We start from the raw sequence: 15,649 nt of genomic DNA on the forward strand, positions 1-15,649 counted from the left end.
AACAGCTTGTCTTGACAGGAAAAAGCCGGAGGAGGGGGCTGTTCAAATGTAGGAGCTGGGTTGTCGGGACGCCGCATCGCAGCGAAAAACCTGAGGCCGCCGCATTTATTCAGAATGGGCGCCTCATCGTTGACATTTTTCGCGAGCAAGCTCGCTCCTACCACTTATCGTCCATTAGACACGCATTGACTCTCAGCGCGGCGAGGAGACGGTGAGCAACTGCCCCGGCTTCAGCGCCTGGCCCACCCGTGGGTTCCAGCGCTTGAGGTGTTGCATCTCGACATTGAAACGCTTGGCGACCATGTACAGCGAGTCACCGCGCTGGACCTTGTACTTCGTCTGCTTCTTGCTGTTGGCGGCTAGGGTGGTGGTAGTGCGGCCGCTGCTGCGGCGGGTGTCCTGCATGACCAGGGTCTGGCCGGCCTTGAGGTGCTTGCCGCTGAGGTTGTTCCAGCGCTGCAGGTCCTTGACGTCGACCTTATTGGCCTTGGCGATGGCGGTCAGGTTGTCGCCACGCTTGACCCGATAACTGCGCTTGGCACCGGCAATCGCCGGGCTGTCGGCACCGTCGAACACCGGCTTGAGCGGCCGCTTGCTGATCAGCTCTTCGGGCTTCATGGTCGACAGGCTGGCCGTCAGCAGCTGTGCCTTGGAGGTTGGCACCAGCAGATGCTGGGGGCCGTCGATGGTGGTGCGTTGCTTGAAAGCCGGGTTGAGCTGGAACAACTCGTCTTCGTCGATATTGGCCACCGCGGCGACCTTGGACAGGTCCATGCGCTGGTTGATTTCAACGACTTCGAAGTAGGGCTGGTTGGCAATCGGGTTGAGATTGACGCCGTAGGCTTGCGGGGTGATCACTACCTGGGACAGGGCGAGCAACTTGGGCACGTAGGCCTGGGTTTCCGACGGCAGTGGCAGGTTCCAGTAATCGGTGGGCAGGCCGAGTTTTTCGTTGCGCTCGATGGCCCGGCTGACCGTGCCTTCGCCGGCGTTGTAGGCCGCCAGAGCCAGCAGCCAGTCGCCGTTGAACATGTCATGCAACTTGGTCAGGTAATCCAGGGCGGCGGTGGTCGACGCGGTGATGTCGCGACGACCATCATAGAAACGGGTCTGGCGCAGGTTGAAGTAACGTCCGGTGGACGGAATGAACTGCCACAGGCCTACCGCGTTGGCCGGTGAATAGGCCAAGGGATTGTAGGAGCTTTCAATCACTGGCAGCAGCGCCAGCTCCAGCGGCATGTTGCGTTCTTCGAGGCGCTCGACAATGTAATGCATGTACAGGCTGCCGCGTTCGCCGGCGCTTTCCAGGTAGGAAGGATTACTGGCGAACCACAGGCGCTGTTGCTCGATCCGAGGGTTGACGCCCAGGCCGTCCTGCAACTGGAAACCCTGGCGCATGCGCTCCCAGACATCCTGCGGGACCTCCGGCGTGGGTTTTTCGCTGAGCCAGATCGGCTTTTGCTTGGGGCGTGCGGACAGGGTGTGTGCCGCATCGGTTTGCGGCACTTGACCGGTGCTGCTGCAGCCCGCCAGGGTGGCGGACACAGCCACCGCGATGGCTTGAGCCAGGCGGGTCAATGCGTCTGATTTGATGGATTTACGTATAGATGACGACATTGGCTGGAAGTAAGTTCCGGGCAAAAATGTCGGGCGATTCTAGAAAGGGCACCCGGTGCGGTCAACCTTTGAGAATCTTCCGACCTATGCTGGCCCTGTTTAGAACCTATCCTTCCAAGCCCGAAGTGCCGCAAAAACCTCACTGGGCGCCCGGTCTTTGGAGTCACTCCGTTCGTCTAATATTTCTTTAACGGATGTTTCGCCGGTGCGCAAAAAGGGATTTGTCAGCTTTTCCAAAGCCAGATTGGACGGCAATGTAATCTGCCCGGCTTCGCGTAATTGCGAGACATTCCTGAAGCGCTTGGCGACGTCCGGGTTATTCGGTTCGACGGCGACGGCAAAGCGCAGATTGCTCAGGGTGTACTCGTGGGTGCAATACACCAGGGTCGCGTCCGGCAAGGCAGCGAGGCGGCTCAGCGAGTGGTGCATCTGTTGCGCAGTGCCCTCGAACAGGCGGCCGCAACCGGCGGCGAACAGGGTGTCGCCACTGAACAACACGCCCGGGGTGTAGTAAGCGATGTGGCCGAGGGTGTGGCCCGGCACCGCATACACGTCGAAGGTATGACCGAGTACGCTGATCTGGTCGTTATCGTTGAGGGCCACGTCGCGCGCCGGGATGGCTTCGCTGGCTGGGCCGTAGACCTTGGCCCCGGTGGCTTGCTTGAGGGTTTCGACGCCGCCGACGTGGTCATGGTGATGGTGGGTGACCAGAATATCGCTGAGGGTCCAGTCGGAATGTTCCGCCAGCCAGGCCAGGACCGGTGCCGCATCGCCCGGATCGACCACGGCGCAGCGGAAATTTGCTTCATCTTGTAACAACCAGATGTAGTTGTCGGTGAAGGCGGGTAGGGCTGTGATCGGTATCATTACGAAATTCGCCAAGCGGAATACATTGGCGCATCTTAGAGCTTCCTGGCGAGTTGGAGAATGCAATGACCGATAAAGCGTTCGCGCAGGCCGATCCGCAGTGGCTGGAGTTGATCGGCGCTGCCCGCGAGTGGCTGTCCGGGCCCATTGGCCAGTTTCTGCTGAATGAAGAGCGGCGCATGCTCGAAGACGAACTCGGGCGCTTCTTCGGCGGCTACCTGGTGCATTACGGGCCCTCGGCTGAAACGCCGCCCAACGCCCCGCAAGTGCAACGCAATGTGCGCCTCGGTGCGCCGCTGCCGGGGGTGGAAATTGTCTGTGAAGAACAGGCATGGCCGCTCAGCGAGCACGCCGCCGACGTGGTGGTCATGCAGCACGGCCTGGATTTCTGCCTGTCGCCCCACGGCCTGCTGCGCGAGGCCGCCAGTGCCGTCCGCCCTGGCGGGCATTTGCTGATCATCGGCATCAACCCCTGGAGCAGTTGGGGCATGCGCCATGTGTTCGCCGCTGACGGGATGCGCAAGGCGCGCTGCATTTCGCCGTCGCGAGTGGCCGACTGGCTCAACCTGCTGGGCTTCGCGCTGGAGAAACGCCGCTTCGGGTGCTATCGTCCGCCGCTTGCGTCTCCTGCCTGGCAAGCTCGCCTGGCCGGTTGGGAGCGCAGGGCGGGTAACTGGCAACTGTCCGGTGGCGGCTTCTATCTATTGGTCGCACGCAAGATTGTTGTGGGCCTGCGCCCGGTGCGCCAGGTGCGGCGCGAGCCGATGGGCAAGCTGATCCCGCTGCCGATGGCCAAGGTCAACCGACGCGACAGCAAGCCGTAACCCCCCTTCCTTATTACTCCAGCCGGGTTCGCCCGGCCCAGGCATTGTCGACCCAGGCCGACAAGCCACCGACTTATTCTGGATAGATTGCATGAGCGATAGCGTAGAACTCTTCACCGATGGCGCCTGCAAGGGCAACCCCGGCCCCGGCGGCTGGGGCGCCTTGCTGGTGTGCAAGGGCGTGGAAAAGGAGCTCTGGGGCGGCGAAGCCAACACCACCAACAACCGCATGGAGTTGATGGGGGCAATTCGTGGCCTGGAAGAGCTCAAGCGGCCCTGCGATGTGCTGCTGGTGACCGACTCGCAGTACGTGATGAAGGGCATCAACGAGTGGATGGTCAACTGGAAAAAGCGCGGCTGGAAAACCGCTGCCAAGGAACCGGTCAAGAATGCCGACCTGTGGATGCAACTGGACGAACAGGTTAATCGCCACAACGTGACCTGGAAGTGGGTGCGTGGCCACATCGGCCATCCGGGTAACGAGCGCGCCGACCAGTTGGCCAACCGCGGCGTCGATGATGTGCGCGGTTACAAGCAGGCCTGATCGGCTGAAAAGCTGCGCAGTTCGTCGATCAAGCGCAAACAGTGCTTCAACCCCGGTGAAACGTCGCCAATGCGCTGACTGAGAATGATCGGCGAGGTGGCGTTGTTTTCCAGGACCGGGGTGAAGCCGATGTCGTCGCGGTGCAGCAATTGCACCGACGCCGGCACCAGGGTCACGCCGATGCCCGCACCCACCAGGCCGATCGCCGTCTGCAGTTCGTTGGTCCACTGCGCCACCTTGATGCTCACCCCATAAGACTCGAACAACGCGATCACATGGTCGGCGTAGCTTGGCCGTGGGTTACCGGGATAGAGCACGAAGGGCTCGTTGGCCAGCTCGCTGAGGCTGATGGGTCGGGCCAGCAGCGGATGGCCGGCGGGCAGGGCGGCGACCAGGCGGTCTTCGTTGAGCACGGTTTGGATGATCGCCGGGTCATCGATACGAATCCGCCCGAAACCGACATCGATCCGACCCGCTTTGAGCGCCTGCACCTGCTGCAGGGTGGTCATTTCCGACAAGCCCAACTCCAGCTCCAGGGCGTCGTTGCTGCGCAGGCGCCTGATCAACTCGGGGAGTACACCGTACAGAGTCGATGGCGCAAAACCGATACCCAGCCAGGTTTTCTCGCCCAGGCCAATCCGCCGGGTGTTGTCGCAGACTTTGTGCAGTTGCTCCAGCAGCGCCGTGGAGTGCTCAAGGAAAAACCGCCCGGCCTCGGTCAGGCGCAGCGGCCGTCCGCGCTCCAGCAGGACCACCCCCAACTCATCTTCCAATTGCTGGATCTGCCGGCTCAAAGGCGGTTGGGCGATGTGCAGGCGCTCGGCGGCGCGGGTGAAATTCAGGGTGTGCCCCAGCACCTGGAAGTAGCGCAAATGACGTAGTTCCATGAGTCCTCCACAGTCGAATCTTGAAAATACCTAAAAGGTATCGATCCAGACCAATTCTATATTGGAACCCGGAAAAAAGCCGTACGAGAATCGGTCCCAGAACTTCAAGAACCTGATGGGTATGGACATGCTTTCTTCTGCCATTGAATCGATCGAGACGATCATCGTCGATCTGCCGACTATCCGCCCGCACAAGCTGGCGATGCATACCATGCAGAACCAGACCCTGGTGATCATCCGTGTGCGCTGCGCCGACGGCATCGAAGGTATCGGTGAGTCGACCACCATCGGTGGCCTGGCCTACGGCAACGAAAGCCCGGACAGCATCAAGACCAACATCGACCAGCACTTTACGCCGCTGTTGCTGGGCCAGGACGCCTGCAACATCAACGCCGCGATGCTGCGTCTGGATCGCAGCATCCGTGGCAACACTTTCGCCAAGTCCGGTATCGAAACCGCCTTGCTCGACGCTCAGGGCAAGCGCCTTGGTTTGCCGGTCAGTGAGTTGCTCGGTGGCCGTGTGCGTGACGCGCTGCCCGTGGCCTGGACCCTGGCCAGCGGCGACACCGCCAAGGACATCGCCGAAGCCGAACAGATGCTCGACCTGCGTCGTCACCGGATTTTCAAATTGAAGATCGGTGCCGGCGAAGTCGACCGTGACCTGGCTCACGTGATCGCGATCAAGAAAGCCCTCGGCGATCGCGCCAGTGTGCGGGTCGACGTCAACCAGGCCTGGGACGAGGCCGTGGCCTTGCGCGCCTGCCGGATTCTCGGCGGCAACGGCATCGACCTGATCGAGCAGCCAATCTCGCGCAACAACCGTTCCGGCATGGTCCGCCTCAATGAAATGAGCCCGGCGCCAATCATGGCCGACGAGTCCATCGAGTGCGTCGAAGACGCCTTCAACCTGGCCCGCGAAGGCGCGGCGTCGGTGTTCGCCCTGAAAATCGCCAAGAATGGTGGCCCTCGCGCCGTGTTGCGCACCGCCGCCATTGCCGAAGCAGCGGGGATCGGCCTGTACGGCGGCACCATGCTCGAAGGCGGGATCGGCACCCTGGCCTCGGCCCATGCGTTCCTGACCCTGAACAAACTGAGCTGGGACACAGAGCTGTTCGGCCCCTTGCTGCTGACCGAAGATATTCTCAGCGAGCCACCGGTGTACCGTGATTTCCAATTGCACGTTTCACGCGAGCCGGGCCTTGGCCTGAGCCTGGACGAGGAGCGCCTGGCGTTCTTCCGCCGTGACAAAACCGCCACCACCCTGTATTCCGCCTGAGGAGATGCGCATGCTGTTCCACGTAAAAATGACCGTGAACCTGCCGGTCGACATGAATCCCGAGCGGGCTGCCAAGCTCAAGGCCGATGAAAAGGCCTTGGCCCAGCGCCTGCAGGAACAGGGCAAGTGGCGGCACCTGTGGCGAATCGCCGGGCTCTACGCCAACTACAGCGTGTTCGACGTCGACAGCGTGCAGGAACTGCACGACACCTTGATGCAACTGCCGCTGTACCCGTACATGGCCATCGAAGTGAACGCGATGTGCAGGCATCCTTCTTCTATTCACGAAGACGATCGCTGAGCCGGCGTCGTCCGTACTGCACTCTAATAACTACAAGATGAGGAATAATCATGAACGTCAAAATTTCCCACACTGCCACTGCCCAGAAGTTTCTCGAAGAAGCCAGTGGCCTGCATAACGATGAAGGCAGCCCGCGCGCCAAGGCGCTGATCTACCGCATCCTGCGCGACTCGGTGAACATCATCGAAGACCTCAACGTGACCCCGGAAGAGTTCTGGAAAGCGGTGAACTACCTGAACGTCCTCGGCGCACGCCAGGAAGCGGGCCTGCTGGTTGCCGGCCTAGGCCTGGAGCACTACCTCGACCTGCTGATGGACGCGGAAGACGAGCAGGCCGGTAAAACCGGCGGCACCCCGCGCACCATTGAGGGCCCGCTGTACGTAGCCGGTGCGCCGCTGTCCACCGGCGAAGCGCGCCTGGACGACGGCGTCGATCCGGGTGTGGTGCTGTTCATGCAAGGCCAAGTGAAGAACACCGACGGCTCGCCACTGGCCGGCGCCGTGGTCGACGTCTGGCACGCCAACACCGGCGGCACTTACTCGTACTTCGATGGCAGCCAGTCGGAATTCAACCTGCGTCGTCGTATCGTCACCGATGCCGAAGGTCGCTATCGTTTCCGCAGCATCGTGCCGTCGGGCTACGGCTGCCCACCGGACGGTCCGACCCAGCAACTGCTCGATCAACTGGGCCGTCACGGCCAGCGTCCGGCGCACATCCACTTCTTCATCTCGGCAGACGATCATCGTCACCTGACCACCCAGATCAACCTGGATGGCGACAAGTACCTGCACGACGACTTTGCCTACGCCACCCGCGACGAACTGATCGCCAAGATCACCTTCAGCGACGATCAGCAACGCGCCGCAGCCTACGGCGTGAGCGGGCAATTCGCCGAAATCGAGTTCGATTTCACCCTGCAGTCCTCGGCTCAGCCTGACGAGCAGCAGCGTCACGAGCGAGTTCGCGCCCTGGAAGACTGATAACACGCGGCTCACCGACCACGAGATAAACCACCGTTTATCTCGTGGTTTTTGCCGTTGTGGCACCTGGCATACAATGGCCCGGTCCGATGTACCCATAACAACAATGAGAGAGACGGTTATGCAAGCGCATCTATTGAGTGAGCGCAGCCGCGTGTTTGCCCAGGCCGACCCCTATGCGGTGTCGGAGTACGTCAATCAACACGTGGGCAACCACTGCATCCGCCTGCCTGGCAGCGGCAGCCCGCAGGCCAGTCTCAATCACAGCAAATTCGCCAGCCTGGACCTGTGCCGTATCAGCTACGGCGGCAGCGTGCGGGTCACCTCACCAGCCCTGGAAACTATCTTTCACCTGCAAGTCCTGCTGCGTGGCCACTGCCTGTGGCGCGGCCATCGTCAGGAGCATTACTTCGCTCCCGGCGAGTTGTTGCTGATCAATCCGGACGATCCGGTGGACCTGACCTATTCCGACGACTGCGAAAAATTCATCCTGAAAATGCCCGCCAGCCTGCTGGAATCGGTGTGCCAGGAGCAGCGCTGGTTGCACTCGGGGCAGGGCGTGCGCTTTCTCGAAAATCGCTATCAACTGGATGAGTTGGAAGGCTTCTTCAACCTGCTGGGCATGATCTGTCAGGAGGCCGAAGCGTTCGACAGCATGCCGCGGGTCCAGGATCACTACGCACAGATCATCGTCAGCAAGATGCTCAGCCTGATGAAAACCAACGTCAGCCGCGCCGGCCTTGGTTCGCAGACTGCCTGCTTCGAGCGGATCACCGATTACATCGAGCGCAACCTCAAGCAGGACATCTGCAGCGAGGAACTGGCCCGCCAGGCGAGCATGAGCCTGCGTTCGCTGTACGGGCTGTTCGAGCGATATGCCGCGACCACGCCAAAAAACTACATTCGCCAGAAGAAGCTGGAACGGGTCAACGCCTGTCTCAGCGACCCCACCTGCACCGTGCGCAACGTCACCGAGCTGGCCATGGATTACGGTTTCCTGCACCTGGGCCGGTTTTCCGAAAGCTACCGAAAGCAGTTCGACGAATTGCCGTCGGACACCCTCAAGCGCCGCCACTGATCGTCAGTCGATGCGCGCAGCCCGCGTATCGACCTGGTTGCACAAAACGGATAGTGCTTTGCACCCAGTGGATATTGGCCCTCCAGCGCCCGTTCTAGCATGAGCCTTGCCTGAACAATAACAATGGAGGCGGCGGCCATGACCCTGCGACCCGAATATCTTCAATCCCTGCTCGAAGACGATAAAGAACAGGGCCTCTTCCGTTGCAAGCGGGAGATGTTTACCGACCCGCGCCTGTTCGATCTTGAAATGCAACACATTTTCGAGGGCAACTGGCTGTACCTCGCTCACGAGAGCCAGATTCCCAACAAGAACGATTTCTACACCACCACCATGGGCCGCCAATCGATCTTTATCGCCCGTAACAAGGACGGTGAGCTCAACGCTTTTCTCAATGCCTGCAGCCACCGTGGCGCCATGCTCTGCCGGCACAAAACCGGCAATAAGAGCTCCTATACCTGCCCGTTCCATGGTTGGACCTTCAACAACTCCGGCAAACTGCTCAAGGTCAAGGATCCAGCGGCGGCCGGCTACCCGGCGAGCTTCAACTGCGAGGGCTCCCACGACCTGACCAAGGTGGCGCGCTTCGAGTCCTACCGTGGCTTCCTGTTCGGCAGCCTCAAGGCCGACGTGGTGCCGCTGGTGGAGCACCTGGGTGAGTCGGCGAAGATCATCGACATGATCGTCGATCAGTCGGTGGACGGCCTGGAAGTCCTGCGCGGCTCCAGCAGCTACATCTATGAAGGTAACTGGAAACTCACCGCCGAAAACGGCGCCGACGGCTACCACGTCAGCTCGGTGCACTGGAACTACGCGGCGACCCAGAACCAGCGCAAGCAACGCGAATGCGGCGACGAGAACCCGACCATGAGCGCCGGCACCTGGGCCAAGCAGGGCGGCGGTTTCTACTCGTTCGACAAGGGGCACATGCTGCTCTGGACCCGCTGGTCGAACCCCGAGGACCGGCCGCTGTACGAGCGTCGCGACGAACTCGCCCGCGACTTCGGCAAGGCCCGCGCCGACTGGATGATCGAAAACTCGCGCAACCTGTGCCTGTACCCCAACGTTTATCTGATGGACCAGTTCAGTTCGCAGATTCGCATCGCCCGGCCGATCTCGGTCAATCGCACGGAAATCACCATTTATTGCATCGCCCCCAAAGGCGAAAGCGACACCGCGCGCTCCAGCCGGATCCGCCAGTACGAAGACTTCTTCAACGTCAGCGGCATGGCCACCCCGGATGACCTGGAAGAGTTCCGCTCCTGCCAGATGGGCTATCAGGGCAGCAACACGGCCTGGAACGACATGTCCCGTGGTGCCGAGCACTGGATCGAGGGCGCCGATGAGGCGGCCAAAGAGATCGACCTGCAGCCACTGCTCAGCGGTGTGCGCACCGAAGACGAAGGGCTGTTCGTGCTGCAGCACAAATACTGGCAGGAAACCATGCTCAAGGCCCTGGCCGAAGAGCAGTCGGCCTTGATCAAGCTGGAGGCGCTGGCATGAGCATTTCTTACGACGCCGTGCGCGACTTCCTCTACCGTGAAGCGCGCTACCTCGATGACAAGGACTGGGACAACTGGCTGGAGCTGTACGCCGCTGACGCCAGTTTCTGGATGCCGTCCTGGGATGACAACGACGAGTTGACTGAAGACCCACAGCGGGAAATCTCACTGATCTGGTACGGCAACCGCATGGGCCTGGAGGACCGCATCTTCCGGATCAAGACCGAGCGTTCCAGCGCCAGCGTGCCGGACACCCGGACCTCCCACAACATCAGCAACATCGAGCTGTTGGAACAGGCTGACGGCCTGTGCAAGGTGCGCTTCAACTGGCACACCCTGAGCTTTCGCTACAAGACCGTCGACAGCTATTTCGGTTGCAGTTTCTACACCCTCGACGTGCGCGGCGACAGCCCGCTGATCAAGGCCAAGAAAGTGATCCTGAAGAACGACTACGTTCGCCAGGTCATCGATGTCTACCATTTGTGAGGTCACGGTCATGACGCATTCCATTGCACTGAATTTCGAAGATGGCGTGACCCGGTTCGTCGACGCCAAGCCGGGCGAGACCGTGGCCGATGCTGCGTACCGTCAGGGCATCAACATTCCGCTGGACTGCCGCGACGGCGCCTGCGGTACCTGCAAGTGTTTCGCGGAGGCTGGCCGTTATGAACTGGGCGAGGAATACATCGAAGACGCCTTGAGCAGCGAGGAAGCCGAGCAGGGCTTCGTGCTGACTTGCCAGATGCGCGCCCTGAGCGATTGCGTGGTGCGGGTGCCGGCGTCCTCGGACGTCTGCCGGACCCAGCAGGCCAGCTACAGCGCGGCCATCAGCCAGGTGCGGCAGTTGTCCGACAGCACCATTGCTCTGTCGATCAAGGGCGACGCCTTGAGCAAACTGGCGTTCCTGCCGGGGCAATACGTCAACCTGGGGATTCCCGGCAGCGAGCAGACCCGTGCCTATTCCTTCAGTTCGTTGCAACGCGACGGCGAGGTCAGCTTCCTGATACGCAACGTCCCGGGCGGCCTGATGAGCAGTTTCCTCACCGGCATCGCCAAGGCCGGCGACAGCATGAGCCTGGCCGGGCCACTGGGCAGTTTCTACCTGCGCGAAATCCAGCGCCCGCTGCTGTTGCTGGCCGGCGGCACCGGCCTGGCGCCGTTCACCGCGATGCTGGAGAAAATCGCCGAGCAGGGCAGTGCCTATCCGCTGCATCTGATCTACGGGGTGACCAACGATTTCGACCTGGTAGAACTGGATCGCCTGCAGGACCTGGCCGCGCGCATCCCCAACTTCAGCTTCAGTGCCTGCGTGGCGAATCCGCAAAGCGCTCATCCGCTCAAGGGCTACGTGACCCAGCACATCGAACCGCAGCACCTCAACGAGGGCGACGTCGACGTCTACCTCTGCGGCCCGCCGCCGATGGTCGAAGCGGTCAGCCAGTACATCCGCGAACAGGGCATTGCGCCGAAGAACTTCTACTACGAGAAATTTGCTGCCAGCGCGGCGTGATCGAGGTCGGCGGATGGTCCGTTGACTTTGTGGGAGCTGGCTTGTCGGGCCGCCGCGGTGTACCTGATACACCGCCATCGCCATGCTCCTACAGGGGTGCTGTCCAGTCAGATGTCCATGATTCAAAGGAACCCAACATGCACAGATTCCAAGACAAAATCGCCCTGGTCACCGGCGCCGCCCAAGGGATCGGCCGGCGGGTGGCCGAGCGTTTGGCAGCCGAGGGCGCGCGCCTGGTGCTGGTCGACCGCTCGGAGCTGGTGTTCGAACTCGAAGCCGAACTGGCCGGCAAGCACCCAGTGCTGGCCCTGACCGCCGATCTTGAGCAATACGCCGAGTGCAGCCGGGTCATGCAGGCCGCGGTAGAGCGTTTCGGTCGGCTCGACATTCTGATCAACAACGTCGGTGGCACCATCTGGGCCAAGCCTTTCGAGCACTACGAAGAACAGCAGATCGAAGCCGAAGTGCGGCGTTCGCTGTTTCCCACCCTGTGGTGCTGCCACGCCGCCTTGCCATTCATGCTGGCGCAGGGCAGTGGTGCGATTGTCAACGTCTCGTCGATCGCCACCCGCAGCGTCAACCGGGTGCCCTACGGCGCCGCCAAGGGCGGAGTCAACGCGCTGACCGCCTGTCTGGCATTCGAAACCGCCGAGCGCGGCATCCGCGTCAACGCCACGGCTCCGGGCGGCACCGAAGCGCCGCCACGACGCATCCCGCGCAACAGCGCCGAACAAAGCCCCGAGGAGAAGGTTTGGTACCAGCAGATCGTCGACCAGACCGTCGATAGCACCCTGATGAAGCGCTACGGCACCATCGACGAGCAAGTCGAGCCGATCCTGTTCCTCGCCTCCGATGATGCGGCCTACATCACCGGACTGGTAATGCCCGTGGGCGGTGGCGACCAGGGCTGAGCCCACGCCGATCGACCCGGTCGGCGTGCCTCGTACGCTCTGTGATAAGATCGCGCCCTTACGCAAAACGGCACGATGAGGGGTTGAAACAAGATGGCTCAAAGGATGGTGGTGCTCGACACTGAAACCACCGGTATGCCGGTGACCGACGGCCACCGGATCATCGAGATCGGTTGCGTCGAGTTGCTTGGTCGACGCCTGACCGGCCGGCATTTCCACGTCTATCTGCAGCCGGACCGGGAAAGTGACGAGGGCGCGATTGGCGTCCACGGCATCACCAACGAGTTCCTGGTGGGCAAGCCGCGCTTCGCCGAAGTGGCCGATGAGTTCTTCGAGTTCATCAAGGGCGCGCAGCTGATCATCCACAACGCGGCGTTCGACGTTGGCTTCATTAACAACGAATTCGCGCTGATGGGTCGCCACGACCTGGCCGACATCACCCAGCACTGCTCGATCCTCGACACCCTGTTGATGGCCCGTGAGCGTCACCCCGGCCAGCGCAACAGCCTCGATGCCCTGTGCAAACGCTACGGCGTCGACAACTCCGGCCGTGAACTGCACGGCGCCTTGCTCGACTCGGAGATTCTCGCCGACGTCTACCTGACCATGACCGGCGGCCAGACCAGCCTGTCGCTGGCGGGTAATGCCTCTGACGGTGCCGGTGACGGCTCCGGCAGCCAGGCCACGGAAATCCGCCGCTTGCCGGCCGACCGCACGCCAGCACGGATCATCCGCGCCAGCGAAGCAGAGCTGGCCGAGCACGCCGCACGCCTGGAAATCATCGCCAAGTCCGCCGGCGCTCCGGCGCTCTGGACCCAGTTGCTCGAAGCGCAGAGCCAGGGCTGATACACGCGGCCTCGCGACATGGGGTTTGACCTTCTACCCTGAATGTATTCAGGCAGGTGTGGTCCAGTGCCGATCAGTTGAGCGATGGGGATCAACTGTAGGAGCGAGCCTGCTCGCGATGGTCGTCAACGATAGCGCGTTCCTGCAAAGGGCACGCGGCGTACTTGAGTCCATCGCGAGCAGGCTTGCTCCTACAAGGTCCTTGACTGACGGGGATCAGGCCATGGCCTGTCATCTCAGGACGCCGCTCCCCATGTACAAAGACTTGAAATTCCCGGTCCTTATCGTTCACCGCGACATCAAGGCCGACACCGTCGCCGGCGACCGTGTGCGCGGTATCGCCCGCGAGCTGGAGCAGGAAGGCTTCAGCATTTTCTCGGCGGTGGATTACGCCGAAGGCCGCCTGGTCGCCGCCACCCACCACGGCCTGGCGTGCGTGTTGATTGCCGCCGAGGGCGCCGGGGAAAACACCCATCTGCTGCAGAACATGGTCGAGCTGATCCGCGTCGCCCGCGCCCGCGCACCCAACCTGCCAATCTTCGCCCTCGGCGAACAGGTGACCCTGGAAAACGCCCCCGCCGATGCCATGAGCGAGTTGAACCAACTGCGTGGGATTCTCTACCTGTTCGAAGACACCGTGGCCTTTCTTGCACGCCAGGTGGCGCGGGCGGCACGCACCTACCTGGATGGCCTGTTGCCGCCGTTTTTCCGCGCCCTGGTGCAGCACACCGCCGACTCGAACTACTCCTGGCACACACCGGGGCATGGCGGCGGCGTGGCCTATCACAAAAGTCCGGTGGGGCAGGCATTCCACCAATTTTTTGGCGAGAACACCTTGCGCTGCGACCTCTCGGTGTCGGTGCCCGAGCTCGGCTCGCTGCTGGATCACACCGGTCCGTTGGCCGAAGCCGAGGCGCGGGCGGCGCGCAATTTCGGCGCCGATCACACCTTTTTCGTAATCAACGGCACGTCCACCGCCAACAAGATCGTCTGGCAGGCCATGGTCGCCCGCGACGACCTGGTGCTGGTGGATCGCAACTGCCATAAATCGGTGCTGCACTCGATCATCATGACCGGCGCCATCCCCCTGTACCTCTGCCCCGAGCGCAATGAGCTGGGGATCATCGGGCCGATTCCCCTGAGTGAATTCAGCCCCGAGTCGATCCGCGCCAAGATCGACGCCAGCCCGCTGACCCGTGGACGGCCAGCCAAGGTCAAGCTGGCGGTTGTCACCAATTCAACCTACGACGGCCTGTGCTACAACGCCGAGCTGATCAAGCAAACCCTGGGCGACAGCGTCGAAGTCCTGCATTTCGACGAGGCCTGGTACGCCTACGCGGCTTTCCACGAGTTCTTCGCCGGTCGCTATGGCATGGGCACTTCGCGCTCGCCCACCAGCCCGCTGGTGTTCACCACCCATTCCACGCACAAGCTGTTGGCCGCCTTCAGCCAGGCCTCGATGATCCATGTGCAGGACGGCGGAGCCCGGCAACTGGATCGCGACCGTTTCAATGAAGCGTTCATGATGCACATCTCGACCTCGCCGCAGTACAGCATCATCGCCTCTCTGGACGTCGCCTCGGCGATGATGGAAGGCCCGGCCGGGCGTTCGCTGTTGCAGGAAATGTTCGATGAGGCCCTGAGTTTTCGTCGCGCCCTGGACAATTTGCGCCAACACATCAACGCCGACGACTGGTGGTTTTCGATCTGGCAGCCGCCGCAGGTGACCGGAATCGCCACCGCCGACTGGCTGTTGCAGCCGGACGCGGAATGGCATGGCTTTGGCGACGTCGCCGAGGACTACGTGCTGCTGGACCCGGTCAAAGTCACTCTGGTGATGCCCGGTCTGACCGCTGGCGGCGCCTTGAGCGAGCGAGGGATTCCGGCGGCGGTGGTCAGCAAGTTCCTCTGGGAGCGCGGGCTGGTGGTGGAAAAAACCGGGCTGTATTCGTTCCTGGTGTTGTTTTCCATGGGCATTACCAAGGGCAAGTGGAGCACCTTGCTCACCGAATTGCTGGAGTTCAAGCGCAGTTACGACGCCAACCTCAGTCTCGCCGCCTGCTTGCCGTGTGTGTCCCGGTGTGACCCGGCGCGTTACCTGGGCATGGGGCTGCGCGATCTGTGCGATCAGTTGCACGCGTGTTACCGCAGCAATGCCACGGCCAAACACCTCAAACGCATGTACACCGTGCTGCCTGAAGTGGCGATGAAACCGGCCGAGGCCTACGACCATCTGGTGCGCGGCGACGTCGAGGCGGTGCCGATCGATCAATTGCCAGGGCGCATCGCCGCGGTGATGCTGGTACCGTACCCACCAGGTATCCCGCTGATCATGCCAGGCGAGCGTTTCACCGAGGCGACCCGCTCGATCATCGACTACCTGGCATTCGCCCGTACCTTTGACATCAGTTTTCCCGGGTTCGTCGCCGATGTGCACGGCCTGCAACACGAAGACGCGGGCAGCGGGCGCTGCTACACCGTCGACTGTATTTGCACCTGAGGACGT

The 15,649-nt window shown here is 61.8% G+C and carries 15 protein-coding genes; 12 read left to right on the forward strand and 3 right to left on the reverse strand.

Annotated features, from left to right (window positions below; all coding sequences use genetic code 11):
* Positions 1-192: 192 nt before the first annotated feature.
* The gene (locus NR126_RS13095; protein ID WP_256830384.1) at positions 193-1,617 is read right to left on the reverse strand and encodes a transglycosylase SLT domain-containing protein; all 1,425 of its coding nucleotides are present in this window, start codon (positions 1,615-1,617) and stop codon (positions 193-195) included.
* Between the two features lie 99 nt (positions 1,618-1,716).
* Positions 1,717-2,484, reverse strand: coding sequence for a hydroxyacylglutathione hydrolase (gene gloB / locus NR126_RS13100; protein WP_027616505.1), 768 nt, complete (start codon positions 2,482-2,484; stop codon positions 1,717-1,719).
* A 65-nt stretch (positions 2,485-2,549) separates the two neighbouring features.
* Here gloB and NR126_RS13105 point away from each other — a divergent pair, with 65 nt between their 5' ends.
* The gene (locus NR126_RS13105; protein WP_256830385.1) at positions 2,550-3,308 is read left to right on the forward strand and encodes a class I SAM-dependent methyltransferase; all 759 of its coding nucleotides are present in this window, start codon (positions 2,550-2,552) and stop codon (positions 3,306-3,308) included.
* Positions 3,309-3,399: 91 nt separating this feature from the next.
* A complete protein-coding gene (gene rnhA, locus NR126_RS13110; protein WP_027616507.1) occupies positions 3,400-3,852 on the forward strand; it encodes a ribonuclease HI in 453 nt (150 codons plus the stop codon).
* Here rnhA and NR126_RS13115 read toward each other — a convergent pair.
* Positions 3,837-4,739, reverse strand: coding sequence for a LysR family transcriptional regulator (locus NR126_RS13115; RefSeq protein WP_027616508.1), 903 nt, complete (start codon positions 4,737-4,739; stop codon positions 3,837-3,839). The genes rnhA and NR126_RS13115 overlap by 16 nt on opposite strands.
* A gap of 127 nt (positions 4,740-4,866) precedes the next feature.
* On the opposite strand from NR126_RS13115, the gene NR126_RS13120 reads away from it, so the two are divergent.
* From NR126_RS13120 to NR126_RS13165, 10 genes are all read left to right on the forward strand, one after another.
* Positions 4,867-6,015: a muconate cycloisomerase family protein gene (locus NR126_RS13120; protein ID WP_027616509.1), complete on the forward strand. Its 1,149-nt coding sequence runs from the start codon at positions 4,867-4,869 to the stop codon at positions 6,013-6,015.
* A gap of 10 nt (positions 6,016-6,025) precedes the next feature.
* The gene (gene catC / locus NR126_RS13125) at positions 6,026-6,316 is read left to right on the forward strand and encodes a muconolactone Delta-isomerase (RefSeq protein ID WP_256830386.1); all 291 of its coding nucleotides are present in this window, start codon (positions 6,026-6,028) and stop codon (positions 6,314-6,316) included.
* A gap of 50 nt (positions 6,317-6,366) precedes the next feature.
* A complete protein-coding gene (gene catA, locus NR126_RS13130; RefSeq protein WP_027616511.1) occupies positions 6,367-7,296 on the forward strand; it encodes a catechol 1,2-dioxygenase in 930 nt (309 codons plus the stop codon).
* 121 nt (positions 7,297-7,417) lie between these two features.
* Complete coding sequence (locus NR126_RS13135) at positions 7,418-8,374, forward strand: AraC family transcriptional regulator (protein ID WP_027616512.1); 957 nt, start codon at positions 7,418-7,420, stop codon at positions 8,372-8,374.
* Between the two features lie 138 nt (positions 8,375-8,512).
* The gene (benA, locus tag NR126_RS13140) at positions 8,513-9,877 is read left to right on the forward strand and encodes a benzoate 1,2-dioxygenase large subunit (RefSeq protein ID WP_256830387.1); all 1,365 of its coding nucleotides are present in this window, start codon (positions 8,513-8,515) and stop codon (positions 9,875-9,877) included.
* Positions 9,874-10,362 (forward strand): benzoate 1,2-dioxygenase small subunit, encoded by a 489-nt coding sequence (gene benB / locus NR126_RS13145; protein WP_105754568.1) that lies wholly within the window; start codon positions 9,874-9,876, stop codon positions 10,360-10,362. Before benA ends, benB begins: the two co-directional genes overlap by 4 nt.
* 10 nt (positions 10,363-10,372) lie before the next feature.
* The gene (benC, locus tag NR126_RS13150) at positions 10,373-11,386 is read left to right on the forward strand and encodes a benzoate 1,2-dioxygenase electron transfer component BenC (RefSeq protein WP_105754567.1); all 1,014 of its coding nucleotides are present in this window, start codon (positions 10,373-10,375) and stop codon (positions 11,384-11,386) included.
* Positions 11,387-11,523: 137 nt separating this feature from the next.
* Complete coding sequence (locus NR126_RS13155) at positions 11,524-12,297, forward strand: 1,6-dihydroxycyclohexa-2,4-diene-1-carboxylate dehydrogenase (protein WP_027616516.1); 774 nt, start codon at positions 11,524-11,526, stop codon at positions 12,295-12,297.
* Positions 12,298-12,390: 93 nt separating this feature from the next.
* Complete coding sequence (gene dnaQ / locus NR126_RS13160) at positions 12,391-13,143, forward strand: DNA polymerase III subunit epsilon (protein ID WP_027616517.1); 753 nt, start codon at positions 12,391-12,393, stop codon at positions 13,141-13,143.
* 253 nt (positions 13,144-13,396) lie between these two features.
* Positions 13,397-15,643, forward strand: a complete 2,247-nt coding sequence (locus tag NR126_RS13165) for an arginine/lysine/ornithine decarboxylase (RefSeq protein WP_256830391.1) — start codon at positions 13,397-13,399, stop codon at positions 15,641-15,643.
* The last annotated feature ends 6 nt before the right edge of the window (positions 15,644-15,649 follow it).

The organism is Pseudomonas sp. Pse1 (genome assembly GCF_024519635.1).
Lineage (GTDB): Bacteria > Pseudomonadota > Gammaproteobacteria > Pseudomonadales > Pseudomonadaceae > Aquipseudomonas.

Excerpts from the sequence above, each read along its gene's own strand:
- NR126_RS13135 (WP_027616512.1), top strand. The coding sequence starts at position 7,418 with ATGCAAGCGCATCTATTGAGTGAGCGCAGCCGCGTGTTTGCCCAGGCC.
- NR126_RS13105 (WP_256830385.1), top strand. The coding sequence starts at position 2,550 with ATGACCGATAAAGCGTTCGCGCAGGCCGATCCGCAGTGGCTGGAGTTG.
- NR126_RS13120 (WP_027616509.1), top strand. The coding sequence starts at position 4,867 with ATGCTTTCTTCTGCCATTGAATCGATCGAGACGATCATCGTCGATCTG.
- benB (WP_105754568.1), top strand. The coding sequence starts at position 9,874 with ATGAGCATTTCTTACGACGCCGTGCGCGACTTCCTCTACCGTGAAGCG.
- benA (WP_256830387.1), top strand. The coding sequence starts at position 8,513 with ATGACCCTGCGACCCGAATATCTTCAATCCCTGCTCGAAGACGATAAA.
- NR126_RS13165 (WP_256830391.1), top strand. The coding sequence starts at position 13,397 with ATGTACAAAGACTTGAAATTCCCGGTCCTTATCGTTCACCGCGACATC.
- gloB (WP_027616505.1), bottom strand. The coding sequence starts at position 2,484 with ATGATACCGATCACAGCCCTACCCGCCTTCACCGACAACTACATCTGG.
- catA (WP_027616511.1), top strand. The coding sequence starts at position 6,367 with ATGAACGTCAAAATTTCCCACACTGCCACTGCCCAGAAGTTTCTCGAA.
- benC (WP_105754567.1), top strand. The coding sequence starts at position 10,373 with ATGACGCATTCCATTGCACTGAATTTCGAAGATGGCGTGACCCGGTTC.
- NR126_RS13155 (WP_027616516.1), top strand. The coding sequence starts at position 11,524 with ATGCACAGATTCCAAGACAAAATCGCCCTGGTCACCGGCGCCGCCCAA.
- rnhA (WP_027616507.1), top strand. The coding sequence starts at position 3,400 with ATGAGCGATAGCGTAGAACTCTTCACCGATGGCGCCTGCAAGGGCAAC.
- catC (WP_256830386.1), top strand. The coding sequence starts at position 6,026 with ATGCTGTTCCACGTAAAAATGACCGTGAACCTGCCGGTCGACATGAAT.
- NR126_RS13115 (WP_027616508.1), bottom strand. The coding sequence starts at position 4,739 with ATGGAACTACGTCATTTGCGCTACTTCCAGGTGCTGGGGCACACCCTG.
- dnaQ (WP_027616517.1), top strand. The coding sequence starts at position 12,391 with ATGGCTCAAAGGATGGTGGTGCTCGACACTGAAACCACCGGTATGCCG.
- NR126_RS13095 (WP_256830384.1), bottom strand. The coding sequence starts at position 1,617 with ATGTCGTCATCTATACGTAAATCCATCAAATCAGACGCATTGACCCGC.